We start from the raw sequence: 18,822 nt of genomic DNA on the forward strand, positions 1-18,822 counted from the left end.
TTAGCGCTGCTCGATGCCAACGTAGTCGCGCTCCCGCTCGCCCACATAGATCTGGCGCGGACGGCCGATGGGCTCCTTGTTCTCGCGCATCTCCTTCCATTGGGCAATCCAGCCGGGTAGGCGGCCCAGGGCAAACAGCACCGTGAACATTTCCGACGGAATACCCAGGGCTTTGTAGATGATGCCCGAGTAGAAGTCCACGTTTGGATAGAGCTTACGATCAACGAAGTATTGATCGGTGAGGGCGGCTTCTTCCAGCTCCTTGGCGATTTTCAGCAGGGGGCTATTCGTAACGCCTAGTTCCTGCAACACCTCATCGGCAGCCTTCTTGATAATCTTGGCGCGCGGGTCGAAGTTCTTGTACACGCGGTGGCCGAAGCCCATCAGGCGGAAGGGGTCTTCCTTGTCCTTGGCCTTCGCAATGAACTTGCTAGTGTCGCCACCATCGCGCTCAATGGCCTCCAGCATCTCAATCACCTCTTGGTTGGCGCCGCCGTGCAGCGGGCCCCACAGGGCGTTGATACCAGCCGAAACCGAGCCGTAGAGCGACGCGTTGGACGAGCCTACTAGGCGCACGGTAGACGTAGAGCAGTTCTGCTCGTGGTCGGCGTGCAGGATGAGCAGCTTGTTGAGGGCGCGCACCACCACCGGGTTCACCTCGTACTTCTCCGTGGGGTAGCCAAACATCATGTGGAGGAAGTTGGCGCAGTAGTCGAGGTCGTTGCGGGGGTAGCTAAGCGGGTGCCCGATGGAGTTTTTGTAAGTCCAGGCCGCAATGGTGGGCATTTTAGCCAGCAAGCGCACAATGGTCAGGTCTACCTGTTCCTTGGTCTGGTTGGGGTCGATGCTCTCGGGGTAGAAACCAGTCAGCGCACAGGTGATGCTGCTGAGGATGGCCATGGGGTGCGTGCTGCTGGGGAAGCCGGAGAAGATCTTGCGGATATCCTCGTGCACCAGCGTATGCTTGGTGATGCGGTTGCTGAATGCATCTAGCTCGCTCTGGGTGGGTAGGGAGCCATAAATCAGCAGATAGGCCACTTCCAGGAAGCTAGACTGCTCAGCCAGTTGCTCAATGGGGTAGCCGCGGTAGCGCAGAATGCCTTCCTCGCCGTCGAGGAACGTGATGGCGCTCTTCGTGGCACCGGTGTTCTTGTAGCCCGGATCAATAGTGACGTAGCCGGTTTGGTCGCGGAGCTTAGCAATGTCAATTGCCTTTTCATGCTCAGTGCCTTCAATAGTGGGGAAAGAAAATGATTTCCCTTCGAGAATAATCTCAGCAGACTCTGCCATAAGTAGTGGTTAGAGGTGGGTTCCGGGGCGAAGCTAAAGAATTACCGGTAAGCAGGAAAGATTAGCGGCCAATTGTCTGCTATACTACAAACACAGACGTTGTGTTGTTCAGGCGCGAACCAAAGGGAAACTAAACAAGAAATAGAAGGTGCCTCCGTCTAATTTCCTGTTACGGGTTGCACTCCTATTGCCTGTGCCGTAACGCCGTGGCGCAAACCTGCGTCTCTATTACCAAACGCCTCCGCATGAAATACAACCAACTAGGTAAATCCGACTTACAGGCCAGCGAAATCAGCTACGGCTGCATGTCTTTGCAAGACGACCACGCCGCCAACGCCCGCCTGCTGCACCAGGCGTTCGACCAGGGCATCAACTACTTTGATACGGCCGACCTCTACCAAAAAGGTGAAAATGAAGTTTCCGTCGGCAAAGCCTTTAAAGGGCGGCGCTCCAATGTGCTGCTGGCCACAAAGGTCGGCAACCAACTATTACCCGACGGCAGCACCGCCTGGAATGCCAGCAAAGCCTACATCCTACAGGCTGTAGAGCAGAGCCTGCGCCGCCTCCAAACCGACTACATCGACCTCTACCAGCTCCACGGCGGTACCCTCGACGACCCCATCGACGATACTATCGCGGCCTTTGAGCAACTGCAACAAGAAGGCAAAATTCGCTACTATGGCATTTCGTCTATCCGCCCCAATGTCATCCGCGAGTACGTGCAGCGGTCTGCCATGGTGAGCGTGATGACCCAATACAGCCTCCTCGACCGTCGGCCGGAGGAAGAAACCCTGAAGCTGCTGCACGAGCAGTCTATTAGTGTGCTGGTGCGCGGCAGCTACGCGCAAGGACTGCTGCTGGATAAGCCCGCGAAAGACTATTTGGGGTATTCGGCGAAAGAGGTAGGCGCCATGGCTACGGCCGTGCGCGCTACGGCCAGCGAACTGAATGTCTCCGCGGCGCAGGTTGCTGCGCGCTTTGTTCTGGAGGCGCCGGGGGTAGCATCAGCTGTTGTGGGCATCCGAACGGCGGAGCAACTGGCGGAGGCGCTTCGTATAGAAGCGTTTGCCTCCCTACCTTCTGAGGGGCGACAAAGGCTAGAGCAGGTGCTGGAAAGCAAGCAATACGAGCAGCACCGGTAGCCGGCTACCCTCGTCAGGGCTTGAAGCCCTGACGAGGGTATTTCGTTCGGGTTGCTTTTGGGATGTCTATACCACAGTCAGCAGGATGCCTTGCTCTTCCAGCCGTTTGGCATCGTGGTGAGAGATACCAGCGTCGGTAATGATGCGGTGCACCTGGTCGAGGCCACAGATACGGCCGAAGCCGCGGCGGCCGAACTTCGAGGAGTCGGCCAGCACAATGGTTTCCTGCGCCGCCCGAATCATCTGCTGGTTCAGGCGGGCCTCGCCCATGTTGGTGGTAGTCAGGCCAAAATCCAGGTCGATACCGTCGATGCCTAGGAAGAGCTTGCTGCACGAAGTATCGGCTAGCACCTGCTCGGCGTACGGTCCCGTCACCGACGATGAACTGTGCCGTAGGTAGCCGCCAAGCTGCAACACCTCTATTTCGGGGTGGCGCAACAGCTCCATGCCCACGTTCAGGGCCGAGGTAATAACGGTGAGCGGCAACTGGGCGGGTAGGGCGCGGGCCAGCGCCAGCATGGTGGTGCCCGAGGCAATAATAACCGACTCCTGCGCCTCAATGAGACGGGCAGCGGCCGACACAATGACCGTTTTCTCGGTCACGTTCAGCAACTCCTTCTCGTTCACAGGCCGGTCCTTGATATACGGACTCTCCAGAGCCGCGCCGCCGTGGGTACGAAACAGCAATCCTTTTTCTTCAAGTAGTTTCAGATCCTTACGGATTGTCACGGCCGACACATTTAGCACCTCACACAGCGCGGGTACTTCTACGTGCTTATGCTCCTGCAACTGCTGCAAAATGAGCTGGTGCCTTTTCATGCTGGGGTTCATCAGAGTAAATGTATCCAATTTTTCGTGGAGCTGTCTTCTTTTATACTCTTTCTAGCTGTTGTGTTTCGGTTACAATGAGATAGTAGGAAGATGAGCAATAAGTTTACGGTATCGCTTCGGGATGAATATTCGTATTAAGTAATTGATAAATAGGGTAGTATGATGTGACTACCTGTAATCAATAAAGCTGTTGCGTTATTTTGTTTCGTTTGTAAGTTTCGTTTTGTTATTTTTATATTGATATTGAAAATTAAAGTAACAAAACGAAAATATGGGCAAGCAAGTAACCGAGCGTAGTTTCCAGCGGGAGACCCTCATTCAGCAGTTGACCAGCCAGCCCACCTGGGACCTGATTGTGATTGGAGGCGGTGCTACGGGCTTAGGCGTAGCGCTTGACGGCATTAGCCGGGGCTACAAAACCTTGCTACTCGAACAAGTAGACTATGCCAAGGGCACTAGCAGCCGCAGCACGAAGCTGGTACACGGCGGCGTGCGCTACCTAGCGCAAGGCGATATTGGCCTGGTGCGTGAGGCCCTCTACGAGCGAGGGCTGCTGCTGAAAAATGCCCCTCACTTGGTCAAAAATCAGGATTTTATCATTCCCAACTACGAGTGGTGGGGTGGGGCCTTCTACACCATCGGCCTGACGATGTACGACCTGCTGGCCGGGAAGCTGAGCCTGGGCGCTTCCAAGTATCTCAATAAAAAAGAAACCGTCCGGCGCCTGGGCAACATCAAAACCGACGGCCTGAGAGGCGGCGTGCTCTACCACGATGGGCAGTTTGACGATGCCCGCCTAGCCGTGAATTTGGCGCAAACGGCCATTGAGCAAGGCGGCACGCTGCTCAACCATTTCGAGGTGCGCAACCTGCTGAAAGACGCGCAGGGCAAAGTAGCCGGGGTAGTAGCCGCCGACCAGGAAACGGGGCGCGTGTACGAGCTAACGGCCAAAGCCGTGGTGAATGCCACCGGCATCTTTGTCGATGAAATCCTGCAAATGGACCAGCCCGGCGCCAAAAAGCTGGTGCGTCCCAGCCAGGGCGTGCACATCGTGCTCGACAAGTCGTTCCTGCCCGGCAATGACGCCATCATGATTCCGAAGACCGACGACGGCCGCGTGCTGTTTGCCGTGCCGTGGCACGAGCGTGTGGTGCTGGGCACCACCGATACGCCCCTAAACGAGTACAGCCAGGAGCCCCAGGCGCTGGAAGAGGAAATCGACTTCATTCTGCGTACTGCCGCCCGCTACCTGGCGCGCCCGCCCAAACGGAGCGATGCCCTGAGCGTTTTTGCCGGCCTGCGGCCCCTGGCAGCCCCACAAGATGGCTCGGAGAAGACCAAGGAAATCTCCCGCAGCCACAAGATTCTGGTGTCCGATGCCGTCCTCATTACCATCACGGGTGGCAAGTGGACCACCTACCGCCGCATGGGCCAGGATACGGTGGATAAGGCTATTGCCCTAGGCAAGCTGCCAAAAGCAAAAAGCCAGACGGCGCACATGCCCATCCACGGTGCCCTGGCTACCACCGACCGCAGCAACCACCTCTACGTGTATGGCTCCGACCAACCCGCTTTGCAGCAGCTGATTGCCACCGAGCCGAGTCTGGGCGAAAAGCTAGACCCTACCCTGGAATTCTTGAAGGCCGAAGTGGTGTGGGCCGCTCGCTACGAGCTGGCGCGCACCGTGGAAGACGTACTGGCGCGCCGTGTACGGGTGTTGTTTCTGGATGCGCAGGCCGCTATCAGAATGGCGCCGGAAGTGGCTGCCCTGCTGGCCCGCGAGCTGGGGCACGACGCCCGCTGGGAACAGGAGCAGGTAGCTGCTTTTGGCAAGGTAGCGCAGCATTATGTGCTGCAAAGCCAGCCGCGGCCTGTGGCTGAAGAATCCTGAGTATCCATTTTTCGGTTCGTCATGCTGAGCTTGTCGAAGCATCTCGCGTGCTGATGTGGGATATTATCTGTCGTCAGCACGCGAGATGCTTCGACAAGCTCAGCATGACGCCCTATCGGTGTAGTTGGCTGTCGTCTCTATCTTATTAGACGTGTTAAAACCCGCAATTTTCCGCAACTTCCTGCCATCCAATAAATTCCCCTATGCAGCAATACATTCTCTCACTCGACCAAGGCACAACCAGCTCCCGCGCTATTCTTTTCGACCAGAAAGGTCACATTGTGTCGCAGGCGCAGAAGGAGTTCACGCAGATCTTTCCGAAGCCGGGCTGGGTGGAGCACGACCCGTTGGAAATCTGGTCGACGCAGGCGGGCGTGGCGGCGGAGGCTACCGTGAAGGCAGGGCAGAATGGCAAGAGCATCGCGGCACTCGGCATCACCAACCAGCGCGAAACGGTGGTGGTCTGGAACCGCAAAACCGGCAAGCCGGTTTACAACGCCATTGTATGGCAAGACCGGCGCACGGCTGCCTACTGCGATGAACTGCGCGCGGAGGGTAGGGAAGACCTGATTCGCTCGAAAACCGGTTTATTGCTGGATGCCTATTTCTCGGCCAGCAAAGTGGGCTGGATTCTCGATAACGTGAAGGGCGCCCGTAAAAAGGCGGAGGCCGGCAAGCTAGCCTTCGGTACGGTGGATAGCTGGCTGATCTGGAACTTCACCCAAGGTGAACTGCACGTCACGGACGTTACCAACGCCTCGCGCACCATGTTGTTCAACATCCACTCCCTGGCCTGGGACGACGAGCTGCTGGCGCTGTTCGATATTCCGCGCAGCATGTTGCCCGAGGTGCGGCAGTCGAGCGAGGTGTACGGCGAAACCAAGACCACCATTTTTGCCTCTAAGATTCCCATTGCTGGCATTGCCGGCGACCAGCAGGCCGCGCTGTTTGGGCAGTTGTGCACCGCGCCGGGCATGGTGAAAAGCACCTACGGCACCGGCTGCTTCATGCTAATGAACATCGGTACGGAGCCCAAGGCGTCGCAAAACAACCTACTCACTACGGTGGCCTGGCAAATAAACGGGCAGGTGCAGTATGCGCTGGAGGGTAGTATTTTCATTGCCGGCGCCGTGGTGCAATGGCTGCGCGACAACCTGGGCATCATCAAAACCTCAGCTGAGGTAGAGCAACTGGCCCGCCAAGTGAGTAGCACCGATGGCGTGTATTTCGTGCCGGCATTTGCCGGGCTGGGCGCGCCCTACTGGGACCCCTACGCACGGGGCGTCATCTTCGGAATGAGCCGGGCCACGAAGGCGGCACACGTAGCCCGCGCCGCTGTGGAGGCCATTGCCTACCAGACAATGGATGTGCTACAAGCCATGCAGGCCGATGCGGAGCTGCCCATTACTGCGCTGCGCGTAGATGGCGGCGCCACCAGCAACGAGCTACTCATGCAGTTTCTGGCCGATGTGCTGAACACAAGCGTAGTGCGCCCCCGCATGGCCGAAACCACCGCCCTGGGCGCCGCCTACCTGGCCGGGCTGGCCGTGGGGTACTGGCAAAGCGTAGAGGAGATAAAAGCGTTGGGGCAGGCCGATACTTCGTATACGCCCAAGCCCAACCGCGCTACCATTGAGGACGGTATTGCCAACTGGAACCGGGCCGTGCAGGCCCTGCAAGTGTGGTCGGAGGGCGCGCATCCCGTGAAAACAGAGGCCACACCAGAAACCACCGCCAAATGAGCCCTTTCGTAGCAGAGTTTGTGGGAACCGCTGTGCTGCTTCTACTCGGCAATGGGGCAGTGGCCAACGTGGTGCTGAACGACACGAAAGGCCACAACAGCGGCTGGATAGTTATTAGCACGGCCTGGGCCCTGGCGGTATTTGTAGGGGTAGTGATTGCCGGCCCCAGCAGCGGTGCCCACCTGAACCCCGCCGTGACGCTGGGCTTGGCCGTAGCTGGTAAGTTTGGCTGGTCGCAGGTGCTGCCCTACGTCGGGGCACAGTTGGCAGGCGCCTTTGTGGGTAACACGTTGGTATGGGTGATGTACAAAGACCACTTCGACCGTACGCCCGACCCGCTGGCCAAGCTGGCGGTGTTTGCCACTGGCCCGGCCATTCGCAACCACGTCAGCAACCTGTGCAGCGAAATCCTAGGTACATTGGTGCTGGTGCTCACCATCTTCTACATTGTAGGTGGTGAAATCACGCCTACCCATACGCCCATTGGGTTGGGCTCGGTAGGGGCATTGCCGGTGGCGCTGCTGGTGTGGGTAGTGGGGCTGGGCCTGGGCGGTACTACGGGCTACGCCATCAACCCGGCCCGCGACCTGGGACCCCGCATCGCGCACGCCCTGCTACCCATCAAGGGCAAAGGCTCTAGCGAGTGGTCCTATGCCTGGATTCCGGTGGTAGGGCCATTCATCGGAGCGGTGCTGGCTGCTGTGCTGTATGGGTGGCTGGGGTAGGTGGTAAGGTATTTGGCTATTGGAAATGGTGTAGAGACGCATACTTGCGTCTCGTCGTTGAACGTCTGTCGCCTAAACCGTTCAACGACGAGACGCAAGTATGCGTCTCTACACCATTTCCAATAGCGCTTTTGCTAATTCAAGCAGTTTGTTTGGCGGTGCGGCTCCGGCTTGCCGCTAGCGCGGCAATGGAGGCGCAGCCTCCACGTCTTAGCGGGCACGAGTTACGCTGCGCTAAACTCGCGCCAGTAGTAAAAGATCCAAAGATCTTAACCAGCGTGTTTCAGGAAGCGTAACACGGCGTCTACTACCTGCGCTGGCTTTTCCTCATACATGTAGTGGCCGCTGTCCAGAATGCCCACCACTTCCACGTTTTCGGCCATGTATGGTAAGCTCATTTGCAAGTAGTTGAATGATACGTTGCTGCCGATACCCAGCACCGGCATCGTGAGGCGCTCGTAGGTGTTGGCGTCGGCAATATCCTGGTTTAGCGCCTGGTACCAGGCATTGGCAGCCCGAATGTTTTCGGGCTGGTTATACACGGCCGCATACACCTCCCGATCAAAGGCCGACATTTGCCGCTCGTCCAACATCACGTAGCGGAAAAGGTAGTCTAGCAGGTAGTGGAAACGTCCGGCCAGAAGCTGTTCGGGCAGCTCTTTCACCTGGTTGAAGGCCATCCACCAAACGTAGGGCTGCTGCCCATCCATTTTATCGTTGAAAGCGCCGGGAGCCGGTAGCAGCGGCATCTGCCGCATGCCTTCGCTGGGATGGGCGCCATCGGCCAGAATAAGTTTTTCCGTTGCCTGCGGGTAGTTAAAGCCGAAGCTGCTGGCAACCATGCCGCCGATATCGTGGCCGAGTAGGGAGGCTTTTTCTATGTTCAGGTGGCGCAGGAGAGCGTAGATATCCTGCGCCATCGTCTTTTTGTCGTAGCCGGTGGCAGGCTTCCCGGAGCTGCCCATGCCGCGAATGTCCACGATGATGACCCGGTAGTGTTGGGCTAGCTCGGCGGCAATGGGGTGGTAGGAGTACCAGGTTTGCGGCCAGCCCGGCAGGCAGATAAGGGCCGGACCACTGCCACCCTCCACATAATGAAGCCGCACCCCGTTCACGGTTGCGTAGTGGTTGGTAAAGCCGGGCAAGCGCTGAATCAGTGCCTCGTCGGAGTAAGCACCTAGGGTAGAAGAGGTGTCAGGTTGCATAAAATCAGTTCGTTAAGAAGGTAAGGGGAGAGGTCCAGGTGAGGTCTGGATAGCGGGCGTTGTCGAGGAGGTGGTTCTGCACACTGAACATGCTGAGCAGGTACTGCATTTGCTGCCAGTCGGCGTATAGCTGCTGCTCGCCGGCGGGGTTGGCCGCCCGCACGTGCTGAATGGCCGCAGCTAAATCAGCCCGAGAGCCTAGCTGTGTTAGGGTGAAATTTCCCCGACCGGCCTGCTGGGCGAGGGTAACCAGCTCGCGGGGGCTGGGCTGAAAGCTGGCGATGCGCAGAAAACGGGGCGTAGTGGGATCCAGCGCGGCGGCGGCTGTGAAAGCGGCCGTGTCATCCATCGTCGTAAAGTCGATGTGCCAGTCGGCATCTTCCCAATAGCCAACCTGCTGCTGCCGAAAGTCGAACAGGGGAATGTTGTAGGTCAGTACTTCAGCGAAGGCCCCGTTGAGGATAGACGTAGCGGCGATAGGGGCTTGGTCGAGGCGGCTCTGAAACTCGCGCCGCAGATCAAAATTGCGGTTCGCGCCGGGAGCCTGCTGGGTGTAGTCGCTGCAAAAATCAGAGGGAATGAAACGAGGCACGTCGGCTGCTACGGCTGCCTGAAGCAGCTGGGTTTGCGCTTCCACAATGACTTCTCGCAAACCCGCCAGCACCGACACCACGCAGTCGGCCCCAGTGCAGGCTTGGGTGAGGGTAGGGAGGTCCGCAAAGTCGACGCGGCGCACCTCGATGCCCTGCTGGGTTAGGCTGTCAACTTTGGTGGAATTGGTTTCGGGGCGCACCAGCACCCGCACATGTGCACCACGCTGCTGCAGGGCATTTACAATACGGCTGCCAAGGTTACCCGTCGCGCCGGCCACTACAAGTAGAGGATTCATAGAAAGAGGGAAGAGGAAGAAACAGCCGCTTTGCCGCGGCCACTTTAACTACCCCAAAGGTCCTCAACCCTCTCTCGGCCCAACGCCTGATTCTTGCGCTTTACTTACACATTCTTGCGCTTGTGCGGCTAGCCTAGCCCTGCTGAAACGCACGCGGACTCTGACCCGTGGCCCGCTTAAAGGCAGCCGCAAAATGCGCCGGCGAGGCAAAGCCCAGCGCGTCGCCAATAGCCGCCACGGGCAGCTCGCCGGCCCGCAGCAGGGCGCGGGCTTGTCGGATTTTCCAATCCAGCACGTACTGGTAGGGCGAGCGGCCAGTGGTGTGCTTGAAGCGGCGGGCGAAGTGAAAGACACTCAAATTGGCTAAGTCAGCCAGCGCTTCCAGCGTGATGGGTATCTCCGCGTGCGCCTCCAGATACGCGTCTATGCGCGTCAGAACTGCCGTGGGTAGGCGGCCCTGGGTCTGCCCCGGTAGGCGACGCTCAAAGGTAGCGTGGTGCTCAATCAAATGGTAGGAGAGGGCCGTGACCAACGACTCAGCATAAAGCTGACCCAGGGTATGCGCCCGCCCAGCCGCCGCAAGCAACTGCTGGCCTACTTGCGCCAATAGTCCGTCCTCGCTGCGAAACCGCTCGCGCAAAGCGAAGTACGCGAGGTCCAAATCGCGGCGGGCGCGTGTTTCCAGAGCCTGCGCATCCAAGTGCACATGAATGATGTCCGCGGGGCCATCCCACCCAAACGGACCATACTCTCCCTGTGGGTATAGACCGACATCTCCCCGACGAAACTGGTCAGCCTCCACATGCGCGCCAGTGCGCCTGCTGGCTACTACCGGCTGCTCCCCCTGGTGCACGAGTAGGAGGTGTTGCTCGTGGTAGTGCGCGGGTAGGGTCATTGCGTCCAGCTGATAGCGCTCAAGCCGCACCCCCGGCCAGTCCAGCGCCTGAGTGGTTGTCAGGGCCGGACGGTCGTATAGCTCGGAGGTGTAGACATGGGTAGTGAAGGCCGCCATAAGGAGCAAGGTATACCGTGAAACAGGTAGATAGCAAAGCTGTTTAACAGGTCATTTTAGATCATTCTGACCATTACGATTCAGCAAACGGACGCCAGATCAAGCTGACAGTTAGAGACCTAAACAGCTTTAGTGCCTACCTAAAGTTGTAGGGGTAGCCGATGCCTTGTAGGTCTGCCTCTAGCTCGGCCCAGTCTTCTAGTTCGCTGTTGATAGCTAGAGCCGTGTCTTTTGTGAGTGATTCATGACGATAAATGGCCGCTACGGCGTCAGCAGCAATGGGCTGCCGGTCGGTTTCGTCGAGGTAGTACTCGGTGGCCCACTCGGTGTAGGTAGCAGGTTGTTGGTCGAAGATGAATAATAGCTCCTCGGAGCCATCGTCTTCGTTTTCTACTACGCCGGTTTGCCAGCCGTGCGCAGGCGTGTACCACAGGCAAAACGTGGTGCCAATAGAGTTGACCGGCTCCCCAAACATGAACTCATCAAACGCATCGGGTAGGCCGCGGGTCACCTGTGCTTTGTCGGGTTGGTCGTAGTCGGCAAGGAAACCGTTGATGACGCAGCCTTCCGGTCGGAATAGCACCAGCATCTGGTCGCCTTCGCCATCAGCCATTTCAAATAACTCCTCACTTTCATCCCACGCCGGGTTGTAGGTGTAATACCGATACTCAGGCTCCGGAGCATTAACGGCATCCAGCACCGCCAGCGACTGGCACAAGCGGCGTAGAGCGTCTATATCAGGTAGGGCAGTTGGATTTAGGGTAGAAAGCATAGGTAGGCGGAATGCGTGATAAAAGGGTCAACGGAAAGCGGCAGGATGAGGCTGGGTAGGTTATCTTGGCGGCTCACCTCGTTTTCAAATGCAAGTATACTCTTATTGGGCACGCGCCACCCTCGATTGTGCCGATGCGGTGGGTTTGCCCTACCACCTCACGGCATACGCCGGCAGCGACGACAGTGATGCAGCGGCTAAACAGGCCGTTGGGCAGCTCCTGCATACGCGCCATGCCCGTCTGCTGGCCAACCAGGCGCTGGCCGAATACCCTACGGGTAGCGCTCCGCTCCGGGAAGAGCTGATACAGCGCCTACACAGCAAGCAGGGCGAATTAGTAGGAGCCCTCACGCGCAACCACTACGGAAGCATCGTGCTGAATACGCTGGCCGTTATGTTTCTGGATATAGATGCAGTAGACCTACGGGAGCGAATTTATCCAACACCGCCACCACTCAGCGTAGCCGAGTTTTTTCGACGGCTTTTCAGTCCGCCGCCAGCCCCAGTATACCGCGACTTGGATGAGTCGCTGCAACTGCGCCTCACGGCTTGGCTGCACCAGCACCCCGACTGGAATTTTCGGGTGTACCGCACCCGGTTGGGGTTCCGGCTGTTGGTCACCCATCAGCTCCTGACTCCTGACACTGCCGCCGCACAAGCCGTCTTCACCGCGTTCCGCACCGATGCTACGTACGTGCGCCTGTGTCAGAAACAGCATTGCTACCGTGCCCGGCTTAGTCCGAAGCCTTGGCGCGTGGGGTGGCAGCGTCCCCGGTTGGTGTTCCCCTACGACACGCCCGCGCAGCAGCAAGAGCAACGAGAATGGGAACAGGAGTACGCAGACCGCAGCGCTGTTTACTCCGTGTGTGAGTGGGTAGGTGAATATGGAAGCGGCCAGGTGTGCCCAGACGCCGCACAAGTGATTGAACTACACGACGCCGCTTGCCTTGGAAAAGGCAAACTGGCGTAGGCCACTACTTCCCGATACAAAACTGCGTGAAGATGCTGGTCAGCAGGTCGTCGTTGGAAATCTCACCGGTGATTTCGCCCAGCGCAGCTAGGGCCTGGCGCAGGTCGGCGGCAACCAGCTCGGTACCGGCGCCGGTGGCAAGGCCTACCAGCACCGCATCAAGGGCCACGATGGTGGCTTCGAGGCTGCGGGCGTGGCGCAGGTTGGTGACGATGGTGCTGCTGCCGGTGCGGTCGAGGCCGGCGCCGCGGACGTGCTCGAGCAAAGCCGTTTGGAGCTCGTCGAGACCGTCGCCGCGGGAGGCGGCAATAAGCACGGTATCGGGACGGGCGCTGAAGGTGCTGATTTCGTCGTCGGAAGCCACGTCGAGCTTGTTGCCCACGGCCACTACCGGCACGCCGGTGGGTAGGCGCAGGTCCTCAATCTCTGCTTCAAGTTGCGCGGGTGAAGTGCTCGTAATATCAAATAGATACAACACAACGGCCGCTTGCAATACGCGCTGGCGAGTGCGCTCTACCCCAATGGATTCCACCACGTCGGTGGTGTCGCGCAGGCCGGCCGTATCCACAAAGCGGAAGCGGATGCCGTCGATGCTTACCTCATCCTCAATCAGGTCGCGAGTGGTACCGGCAATGGCCGATACGATGGCGCGCTCCTCGTGCAGTAGGGCATTCAGGAGGGTAGACTTGCCCGCGTTGGGACGGCCGGCAATAACGGTGGTTACGCCGTTTTTGATGACGTTGCCTAGCTCAAACGAGCGCAGCAGCTTGCGCACCAGCGTCTGCACTTCCTGGCTCAATGCCACCAAACCGGTGCGGTCGGCAAATTCTACGTCCTCTTCGCCAAAGTCCAGCTCCAGTTCCAGCAACGAGGCAAACTGCACCAGCCGCGCCCGCAAGTCGCGCAGCTCACGCGAGAAGCCGCCGCGCATCTGCTGCATAGCTACCTGGTGCGACAAGGCTGAGTCGGCCGCAATGAGGTCAGCCACGGCTTCGGCCTGGGCCAGATCGAGGGCACCACGCAGAAAAGCCCGCTTGGTGAACTCGCCGGGCTCGGCTAGCCGGGCGCCGCAGCGCACCAGCAGCATCAGCAACTGCTGCACAATGTAGTTGGAGCCGTGGCAGCTGATTTCCACCACATCCTCGCGGGTGTAGGAGCGCGGTCCTCGAAACAACGACACCACCACCTCGTCAATAATTCTACCCTCGTCGCGGATGGTGCCATAGTGCATCGTGTGGCCGCGCTGGTCGGACAGCTGATGGCCGTGAAACACTAGGTCCGTAATGCCAATGGCCGACGGACCAGAGAGGCGCAGCACCGCAATGGCGCCCGCGCCCGGCGGCGTCGACAGGGCAATGATGGTATCAGAAAGGGTAGGGGGAAGGAAAGCAGCCACGGAGAAAAATCTAAGCTAATTCGGTCGTAAAAATACGTATGTTACCCTAACACGGATTGTGGAGGCAGCGTGCCGCCAGACAGGGTAGAAGGGGGCACTGCCCCTACTGCGTCACCATCAGATTGCGGCTTACTTCCGCCGAAATCAATGCTTTTTGCTGTTGGTTAACCCTGATTTCAAGCGAATTATCAAAGTCTACCTTATCCAGTACTTCAAGCTGCGCGCCCAGGCTCAGGCCTACCTTATCTAGGTAACGCAGGAAAGCAGGTGAGGTGTCTTTCACGGCTACCACGGTGCCGTGCTCGCCGGGTGTGAGGTCGGCTACTAGGCGGCTGCGGGGGCGCTGCACGGCGCCATCCTCGCTCGGAATCGGGTCGCCGTGGGGGTCGAGTTGGGGGAAGCCCAAGAATTCGTCGAGCCGGCGCAGCAGCAAGGGCGACTGCAAATGTTCCATTTCCTCGGCTACCTCGTGCACCTCGTCCCAGTTGAAGCCCAGCGTTTGGACTAGAAACACTTCCCACAGCCGGTGCCGCCGAATAGTGAGCAAGGCCACCTGCCTACCCTCGCGGGTGAGGGTAGCCCCCCGGTAGCGCTGGTAATCCAGCAACCCTTTCTCCCCGAGGCGGCGCAGCATGTCTGTCACCGAGGCCGCCCGCGTTTGCAACGCCTCCGCAATGCGGTTGGTGCTGACCTCCACACCGGGCTCGGCTTCAGAGAGTTTGTAGATGGCCTTTAGGTAATTTTCCTCGGTGAAGCTAGGCAAGGGGAAATGGTGAAATTGTGGGATAGTGAAAAGGTGAGTTTTCGTTCTGTCATTATAGGCTGTCTGTTAGCTTAAACCCGTCCCTCTGTCATCCTGAGCTTGCGAAGTACCTTATGGCAATTGAACGAGTCGTTGTTACGAATATCGTTCACGCGTGAGAAGGTCCTTCGCTCCTCTCAGGATGACAGAGGGTACGGTTCGAGATGACAGCCAAGCTAACAGGTGATGATTTACCACTTAATCAGAGCCGATGCCCAGGTGAAGCCGGAGCCGAAGGCAGCCAGGCAAACCAAATCGCCGCGCTTTACTTTGCCTTCTTGTACGGCTTCGCTCAGCGCAATTGGAATAGAAGCGGCGGTAGTATTACCGTAACGCTGAATGTTGCTGAAGATTTTATCGTCCGATAAACCCATTTTCTGCTGCACGTACTGCGTAATGCGCAGGTTGGCTTGGTGCGGGATCAGCATATCGATGTCCTGAGGCTGCATGCCATTCTGGTCCAGTGCTTCCTTGATGACCTGCGGAAAGCGCACTACAGCGTGCTTGAACACGTTCTGGCCGTTCATGTAGGGGTACATATCGGGCTCATGGGCAATGGCGTAATCTACGCGGCCTTCGCGGTTCGAGCCGGGCTCTTTCACAATCAGCTCCTCGGCGTGCTCGCCCTGGGAGTGCAGGTGGGTGCTCAGGATGCCGTGGCCTTCCTGGGTGCTGGGACGCAGTACCACGGCGCCAGCGCCATCGCCAAAAATAACGGATACAGCCCGCCCACGCGTCGATTTATCGAGGCCCGAGGAGTGAATTTCGGAGCCTACCACCAGTACCGTATCATACATGCCGGTCTTGATGAACTGATCAGCCATGGAAAGCGAGTAGATGAAGCCCGAACACTGGTTGCGCACGTCGAACGCCGGGGTAGCTTCTTTCATACCCAGCTCGCGCTGCAACAGCACCCCCGAGCCAGGGAAAAAGTAGTCGGGAGAGAGGGTAGCAAACACGATGAGCTGCACATCGTCGGGGGTGAGGCCGGCGGCTTCTAGAGCCCGGCGGGCGGCTTTGGCGCCCATGTTGGCGGTGGTGTCTACGCCTTCCGTAAACCAGCGCCGCTCCTTGATGCCCGTGCGCTCCTGAATCCAGGCATCGGTGGTTTCCATGAGCTGTTCAATGTCGGCATTGGTCACCACACGCTCGGGTACATAGTGACCGACGCCGGCAATTTCAGAATAACGCAGAGTAGACATAGGGGGAGAGAGTTTGGGTGGGCAGCGAAACAAAGAAAACAGGTGGTCGAAGGTAAAAAAAACGCCGACCCTATTATGCAAACGGGTCGCGAAGGTCGGTAGTTACCGGATAGCATCTACTACGGACCACAATTTTGCCGCTTCCGAAGCCCAGAATACATCCGTAGGAATGCCATGAGGGTAGAAACGAGTTGCCCGCAGATCGGCTGCTAAAGCGGTTGCGTTGGGCTGCGCGAAATCTGCGCAGGGTAGGGCCGCCGTGTATGCCTGCGTTGCGGCCAGCCACAGCGCATTGTAGGGTAGCAGCATGGGGAGGCCGTGGGCAGCGTACTCAAACAGTTTAGTGGGCACGCAACGCCAGCTACTCGGGTGAGGCTGGTAGGGCAACAGTCCCAGGTGGCTACGCTGGATGACCCGAACCACCTCGCGGTGCGGCACGAGCTGGTCGCCGCCAAGCAGCGTCAATGCCTCGGGGGCCGCCGTCACGGCTTGTTGCAGGCGGCGCAGCACCTCCGGCTGCTGGCAAAAGCCGATGATGGTGAGGCGGGCCGTGGGCCATACCTGCCTGAATGCGTGCGTGAAGGCAATGGCGTCGAACACGCCATTCAGCTCCGAAATGGTGCCGGAGTACAGCAGTTCCAGCGGTGCCGGGAGCATGGGTAGGGCGTGCGGCGCGGCAGAAGCAGGCTCGTTGGGTGGCGGCTGGTACTTGTTTTCCAGAATAACCGAGTTGTTGAGTGTGGCAAAGGGTAGCTCCTCGGCGTAGCTGCGTTCGGCCAGCACCAGGGCAGCGGCCCGCCGTGTCGCTGCCGTTTCGATGCGGCGCACCAACTTGGCCAGCAGCTGCCGCAGTACATGCGGGTAGACCTGCTGGGTCAGGATGTTGAGGGCGTAGTTTTCCCGCACATCATATATAAAATGACGCTCCCTACCCTGGCTGCACCATAGCCGCGTGAGCGGGAGCAGCTCTGGCGCGTGCACGAATACCAACTGTGGTCGTAGCTGACGCAACAATTGCCAGTAGCGCCACTGCGCGGCTAGGCGCTGCCAACTCAGGCGCGAGCCGGCCAGCAGCTCGTGGGTGTGCAGGTTAGTTGGCGCACCGGGTGGGTGCGGAGCGCGGCGGCCGGCTACGTGCACCTGTATCCCGAGCCGCTCAGCCAGCGTACGGCCAAACTTCCCGAACATACGGGTGTCGTCGAGGGGCTTAAGGACGGAGGCAAGTAGGATCGTAGTAGGCGGCATCGTTGGGGCCAAAGATGCCGGTTTTAGGGCGGGTTTGAAAGGGTAAGCGTATTTGTCATTCTGAGCGTAGCGAGGAGTCTGAATCCGTAGTTCAGACAATCCCTAGCCTGACAAACTGGTTTCTTTTCTCTATCATAGCCTTCCGCATCTATTTATCTATTCTCTCCTCCGCATGAACATCACGCACAAAGCTGCCATGAGCTGCCTGCTGCTAGGCCTCACGCTCACGGCCCCACACGCTGCCACAGCCCAGAAAAAAGTCCGTCAATTGACCACCAAAGCTCCCAAAGCCGAAGCCGCCATCCGCGAAGCCGACATCAAGCGCGACCTGTATGTGCTGGCCGACGACAAGTACCGGGGTAGGGAAGGCGGCACCCTCGACGAGCTACGCGCCTCTGCCTGGATAGCCGAGCAAATACGCGCCATTGGCCTAGAGCCGGCCGGCGACGACGGTACATATTTCCAGTTTTTTCAGCTCCAGCGCACCCGCCTCACGTCCGCCAGCACGCTCCGCATCGGCTCTCACCAGCTCCGGCCCAACCACGATGCCGTGATTGTAGCACCTACCAACGCCAGCATCACGGCCCCATTAGTCTTTGTGGGTACGGCCACGCCGGCCGAGGTAGGGAAGGTAGACGTGAAGGGCAAAGCCGTGGCCTTGCAGATTTCCGGGGCGCCCACCGATGGCATCAGCTACCGGCGCTACCTGTTTGCCAAACTGCGCGACCAGGCCGCCGAGCTAACCAAGGCAGGTGCCGTGGCCGTGGTATTTGTGTCTGATGAGAAGGCTCAGGCTATTTACGACCACTGGAGCCACATCTTCGAGCGGGGCCGCTACGGTCTGCCCGGCGACGCCAACGTGAAGGTGCCAGCCGACCAAACGCCTGTGGTGTGGCTGCCCGCCAATGCCCTAGGCTGGGTGCAGCAAGCCGGCCAGCAGTTCAGCACCGAGCTGAAAGTGGAAACTTTCGCCTACCCCTCGGTGAACATTGTGGCCAAGATGCCCGGCACCGATGCGCAACTGAAAAAGGAATACGTGCTCTTCAGCACCCACCAAGACCACGACGGCGCCCGCGCCCCCGTAGCCGGCGACTCCATCTACAACGGCGCCGACGACAACGCTACCGGCTGCGCGGCGTTGCTGGCTATCATGCGGGCCTTCAAGCAGCAGCCCGCCCGTCGCTCGGCCTTGTTTGTGTACCACGGCGCCGAGGAGCGGGGTTTGCTGGGCTCGCGCTACTACTCGGCTAATCCTACCGTGCCGCAGGAGTCGATTGTGGCCGTGCTGAACGCCGAGATGATGGGCCGCAACGACCCCGATAGTGCCGCCCTGCTAGGCTCTACGCCGCCCCACCGCAACTCTCAAGACCTGGTGGATATAGCCCTGGCCGCCAACCAGGCTGGGCCCAAGTTCAAGCTCGATACTGAGTGGGACAAAGCCACCCACCCCGAGGGCTGGTACTTCCGCTCCGACCACCTGCCCTACGCCCGCTTGGGCATTCCGGCCGTGATGTACACCTCCCTGCTGCACATCGACTACCACACGCCCAAAGACGAAGCCAGCCGTATCGACTACCCCAAGCTCACTAAAATGACGCAGTGGATGTACCTCACCGGCTGGCAGGTAGCCAACCGCGACCAGCGCCCGGCGCGGGAAGCAGGCTTTAAACTGGAGCGGTAGGGAACGGGTAGGAAACCCGCAGCCCGA

The 18,822-nt window shown here is 58.9% G+C and carries 16 protein-coding genes; 6 read left to right on the forward strand and 10 right to left on the reverse strand.

Annotation, left to right across the window (positions count from 1 at the left end; all coding sequences use genetic code 11):
* Positions 1–1,290, reverse strand: a complete 1,290-nt coding sequence (locus KYK14_RS00240; protein ID WP_185283574.1) for a citrate synthase — start codon at positions 1,288–1,290, stop codon at positions 1–3.
* Positions 1,291–1,535: 245 nt separating this feature from the next.
* Here KYK14_RS00240 and KYK14_RS00245 point away from each other — a divergent pair, with 245 nt between their 5' ends.
* Positions 1,536–2,432, forward strand: coding sequence for an aldo/keto reductase (locus tag KYK14_RS00245; RefSeq protein WP_219156086.1), 897 nt, complete (start codon positions 1,536–1,538; stop codon positions 2,430–2,432).
* A gap of 66 nt (positions 2,433–2,498) precedes the next feature.
* On the opposite strand, the gene KYK14_RS00250 is transcribed toward KYK14_RS00245, so the two are convergent.
* Positions 2,499–3,281 carry a DeoR/GlpR family DNA-binding transcription regulator gene (locus KYK14_RS00250; protein WP_343217040.1) on the reverse strand — a complete coding sequence of 261 codons (783 nt, stop codon included), beginning with the start codon at positions 3,279–3,281 and terminating at the stop codon, positions 2,499–2,501.
* 253 nt (positions 3,282–3,534) lie between these two features.
* On the opposite strand from KYK14_RS00250, the gene KYK14_RS00255 reads away from it, so the two are divergent.
* The 3 genes from KYK14_RS00255 to KYK14_RS00265 all read left to right on the forward strand — a co-directional run bounded on the left by KYK14_RS00255 (position 3,535) and on the right by KYK14_RS00265 (position 7,621).
* Complete coding sequence (locus KYK14_RS00255; RefSeq protein ID WP_219156088.1) at positions 3,535–5,154, forward strand: glycerol-3-phosphate dehydrogenase/oxidase; 1,620 nt, start codon at positions 3,535–3,537, stop codon at positions 5,152–5,154.
* Between the two features lie 203 nt (positions 5,155–5,357).
* Positions 5,358–6,896 (forward strand): glycerol kinase GlpK, encoded by a 1,539-nt coding sequence (gene glpK / locus KYK14_RS00260; protein WP_219156091.1) that lies wholly within the window; start codon positions 5,358–5,360, stop codon positions 6,894–6,896.
* Positions 6,893–7,621, forward strand: a complete 729-nt coding sequence (locus KYK14_RS00265) for an MIP/aquaporin family protein (RefSeq protein WP_219156093.1) — start codon at positions 6,893–6,895, stop codon at positions 7,619–7,621. Before glpK ends, KYK14_RS00265 begins: the two co-directional genes overlap by 4 nt.
* A 269-nt stretch (positions 7,622–7,890) precedes the next feature.
* Here the strand turns inward: KYK14_RS00265 and KYK14_RS00270 are convergent, their stop codons facing one another.
* From KYK14_RS00270 to KYK14_RS00285, 4 genes are all read right to left on the reverse strand, one after another.
* The gene (locus tag KYK14_RS00270) at positions 7,891–8,826 is read right to left on the reverse strand and encodes an alpha/beta fold hydrolase (protein ID WP_219156095.1); all 936 of its coding nucleotides are present in this window, start codon (positions 8,824–8,826) and stop codon (positions 7,891–7,893) included.
* Positions 8,827–8,830: 4 nt separating this feature from the next.
* Positions 8,831–9,715, reverse strand: coding sequence for an NmrA family NAD(P)-binding protein (locus KYK14_RS00275; RefSeq protein ID WP_219156097.1), 885 nt, complete (start codon positions 9,713–9,715; stop codon positions 8,831–8,833).
* 133 nt (positions 9,716–9,848) lie between these two features.
* On the reverse strand, positions 9,849–10,727 hold the full coding sequence (locus tag KYK14_RS00280) for a helix-turn-helix transcriptional regulator (RefSeq protein ID WP_219156099.1): 879 nt from the start codon (positions 10,725–10,727) through the stop codon (positions 9,849–9,851).
* 136 nt (positions 10,728–10,863) lie between these two features.
* A complete protein-coding gene (locus tag KYK14_RS00285; protein ID WP_219156101.1) occupies positions 10,864–11,499 on the reverse strand; it encodes a hypothetical protein in 636 nt (211 codons plus the stop codon).
* Positions 11,500–11,587: 88 nt separating this feature from the next.
* On the opposite strand from KYK14_RS00285, the gene KYK14_RS00290 reads away from it, so the two are divergent.
* Positions 11,588–12,469, forward strand: a complete 882-nt coding sequence (locus tag KYK14_RS00290) for a hypothetical protein (RefSeq protein WP_219156103.1) — start codon at positions 11,588–11,590, stop codon at positions 12,467–12,469.
* Between the two features lie 4 nt (positions 12,470–12,473).
* Here the strand turns inward: KYK14_RS00290 and mnmE are convergent, their stop codons facing one another.
* The 4 genes from mnmE to KYK14_RS00310 form a co-directional block, all read right to left on the reverse strand.
* The gene (gene mnmE, locus KYK14_RS00295; RefSeq protein ID WP_219156105.1) at positions 12,474–13,865 is read right to left on the reverse strand and encodes a tRNA uridine-5-carboxymethylaminomethyl(34) synthesis GTPase MnmE; all 1,392 of its coding nucleotides are present in this window, start codon (positions 13,863–13,865) and stop codon (positions 12,474–12,476) included.
* A gap of 103 nt (positions 13,866–13,968) precedes the next feature.
* Positions 13,969–14,628 carry a metal-dependent transcriptional regulator gene (locus KYK14_RS00300; RefSeq protein WP_185283586.1) on the reverse strand — a complete coding sequence of 220 codons (660 nt, stop codon included), beginning with the start codon at positions 14,626–14,628 and terminating at the stop codon, positions 13,969–13,971.
* Positions 14,629–14,858: 230 nt separating this feature from the next.
* A complete protein-coding gene (locus KYK14_RS00305) occupies positions 14,859–15,860 on the reverse strand; it encodes a 3-oxoacyl-ACP synthase III family protein (protein ID WP_243900142.1) in 1,002 nt (333 codons plus the stop codon).
* 111 nt (positions 15,861–15,971) lie between these two features.
* On the reverse strand, positions 15,972–17,114 hold the full coding sequence (locus KYK14_RS00310; RefSeq protein WP_219156107.1) for a glycosyltransferase: 1,143 nt from the start codon (positions 17,112–17,114) through the stop codon (positions 15,972–15,974).
* A gap of 172 nt (positions 17,115–17,286) precedes the next feature.
* On the opposite strand from KYK14_RS00310, the gene KYK14_RS00315 reads away from it, so the two are divergent.
* On the forward strand, positions 17,287–18,795 hold the full coding sequence (locus KYK14_RS00315) for a M28 family peptidase (RefSeq protein ID WP_246601617.1): 1,509 nt from the start codon (positions 17,287–17,289) through the stop codon (positions 18,793–18,795).
* Positions 18,796–18,822 lie beyond the last annotated feature (27 nt).

This window comes from Hymenobacter profundi (genome assembly GCF_019334315.1).
Classification (GTDB): Bacteria; Bacteroidota; Bacteroidia; order Cytophagales; family Hymenobacteraceae; genus Hymenobacter; species Hymenobacter profundi.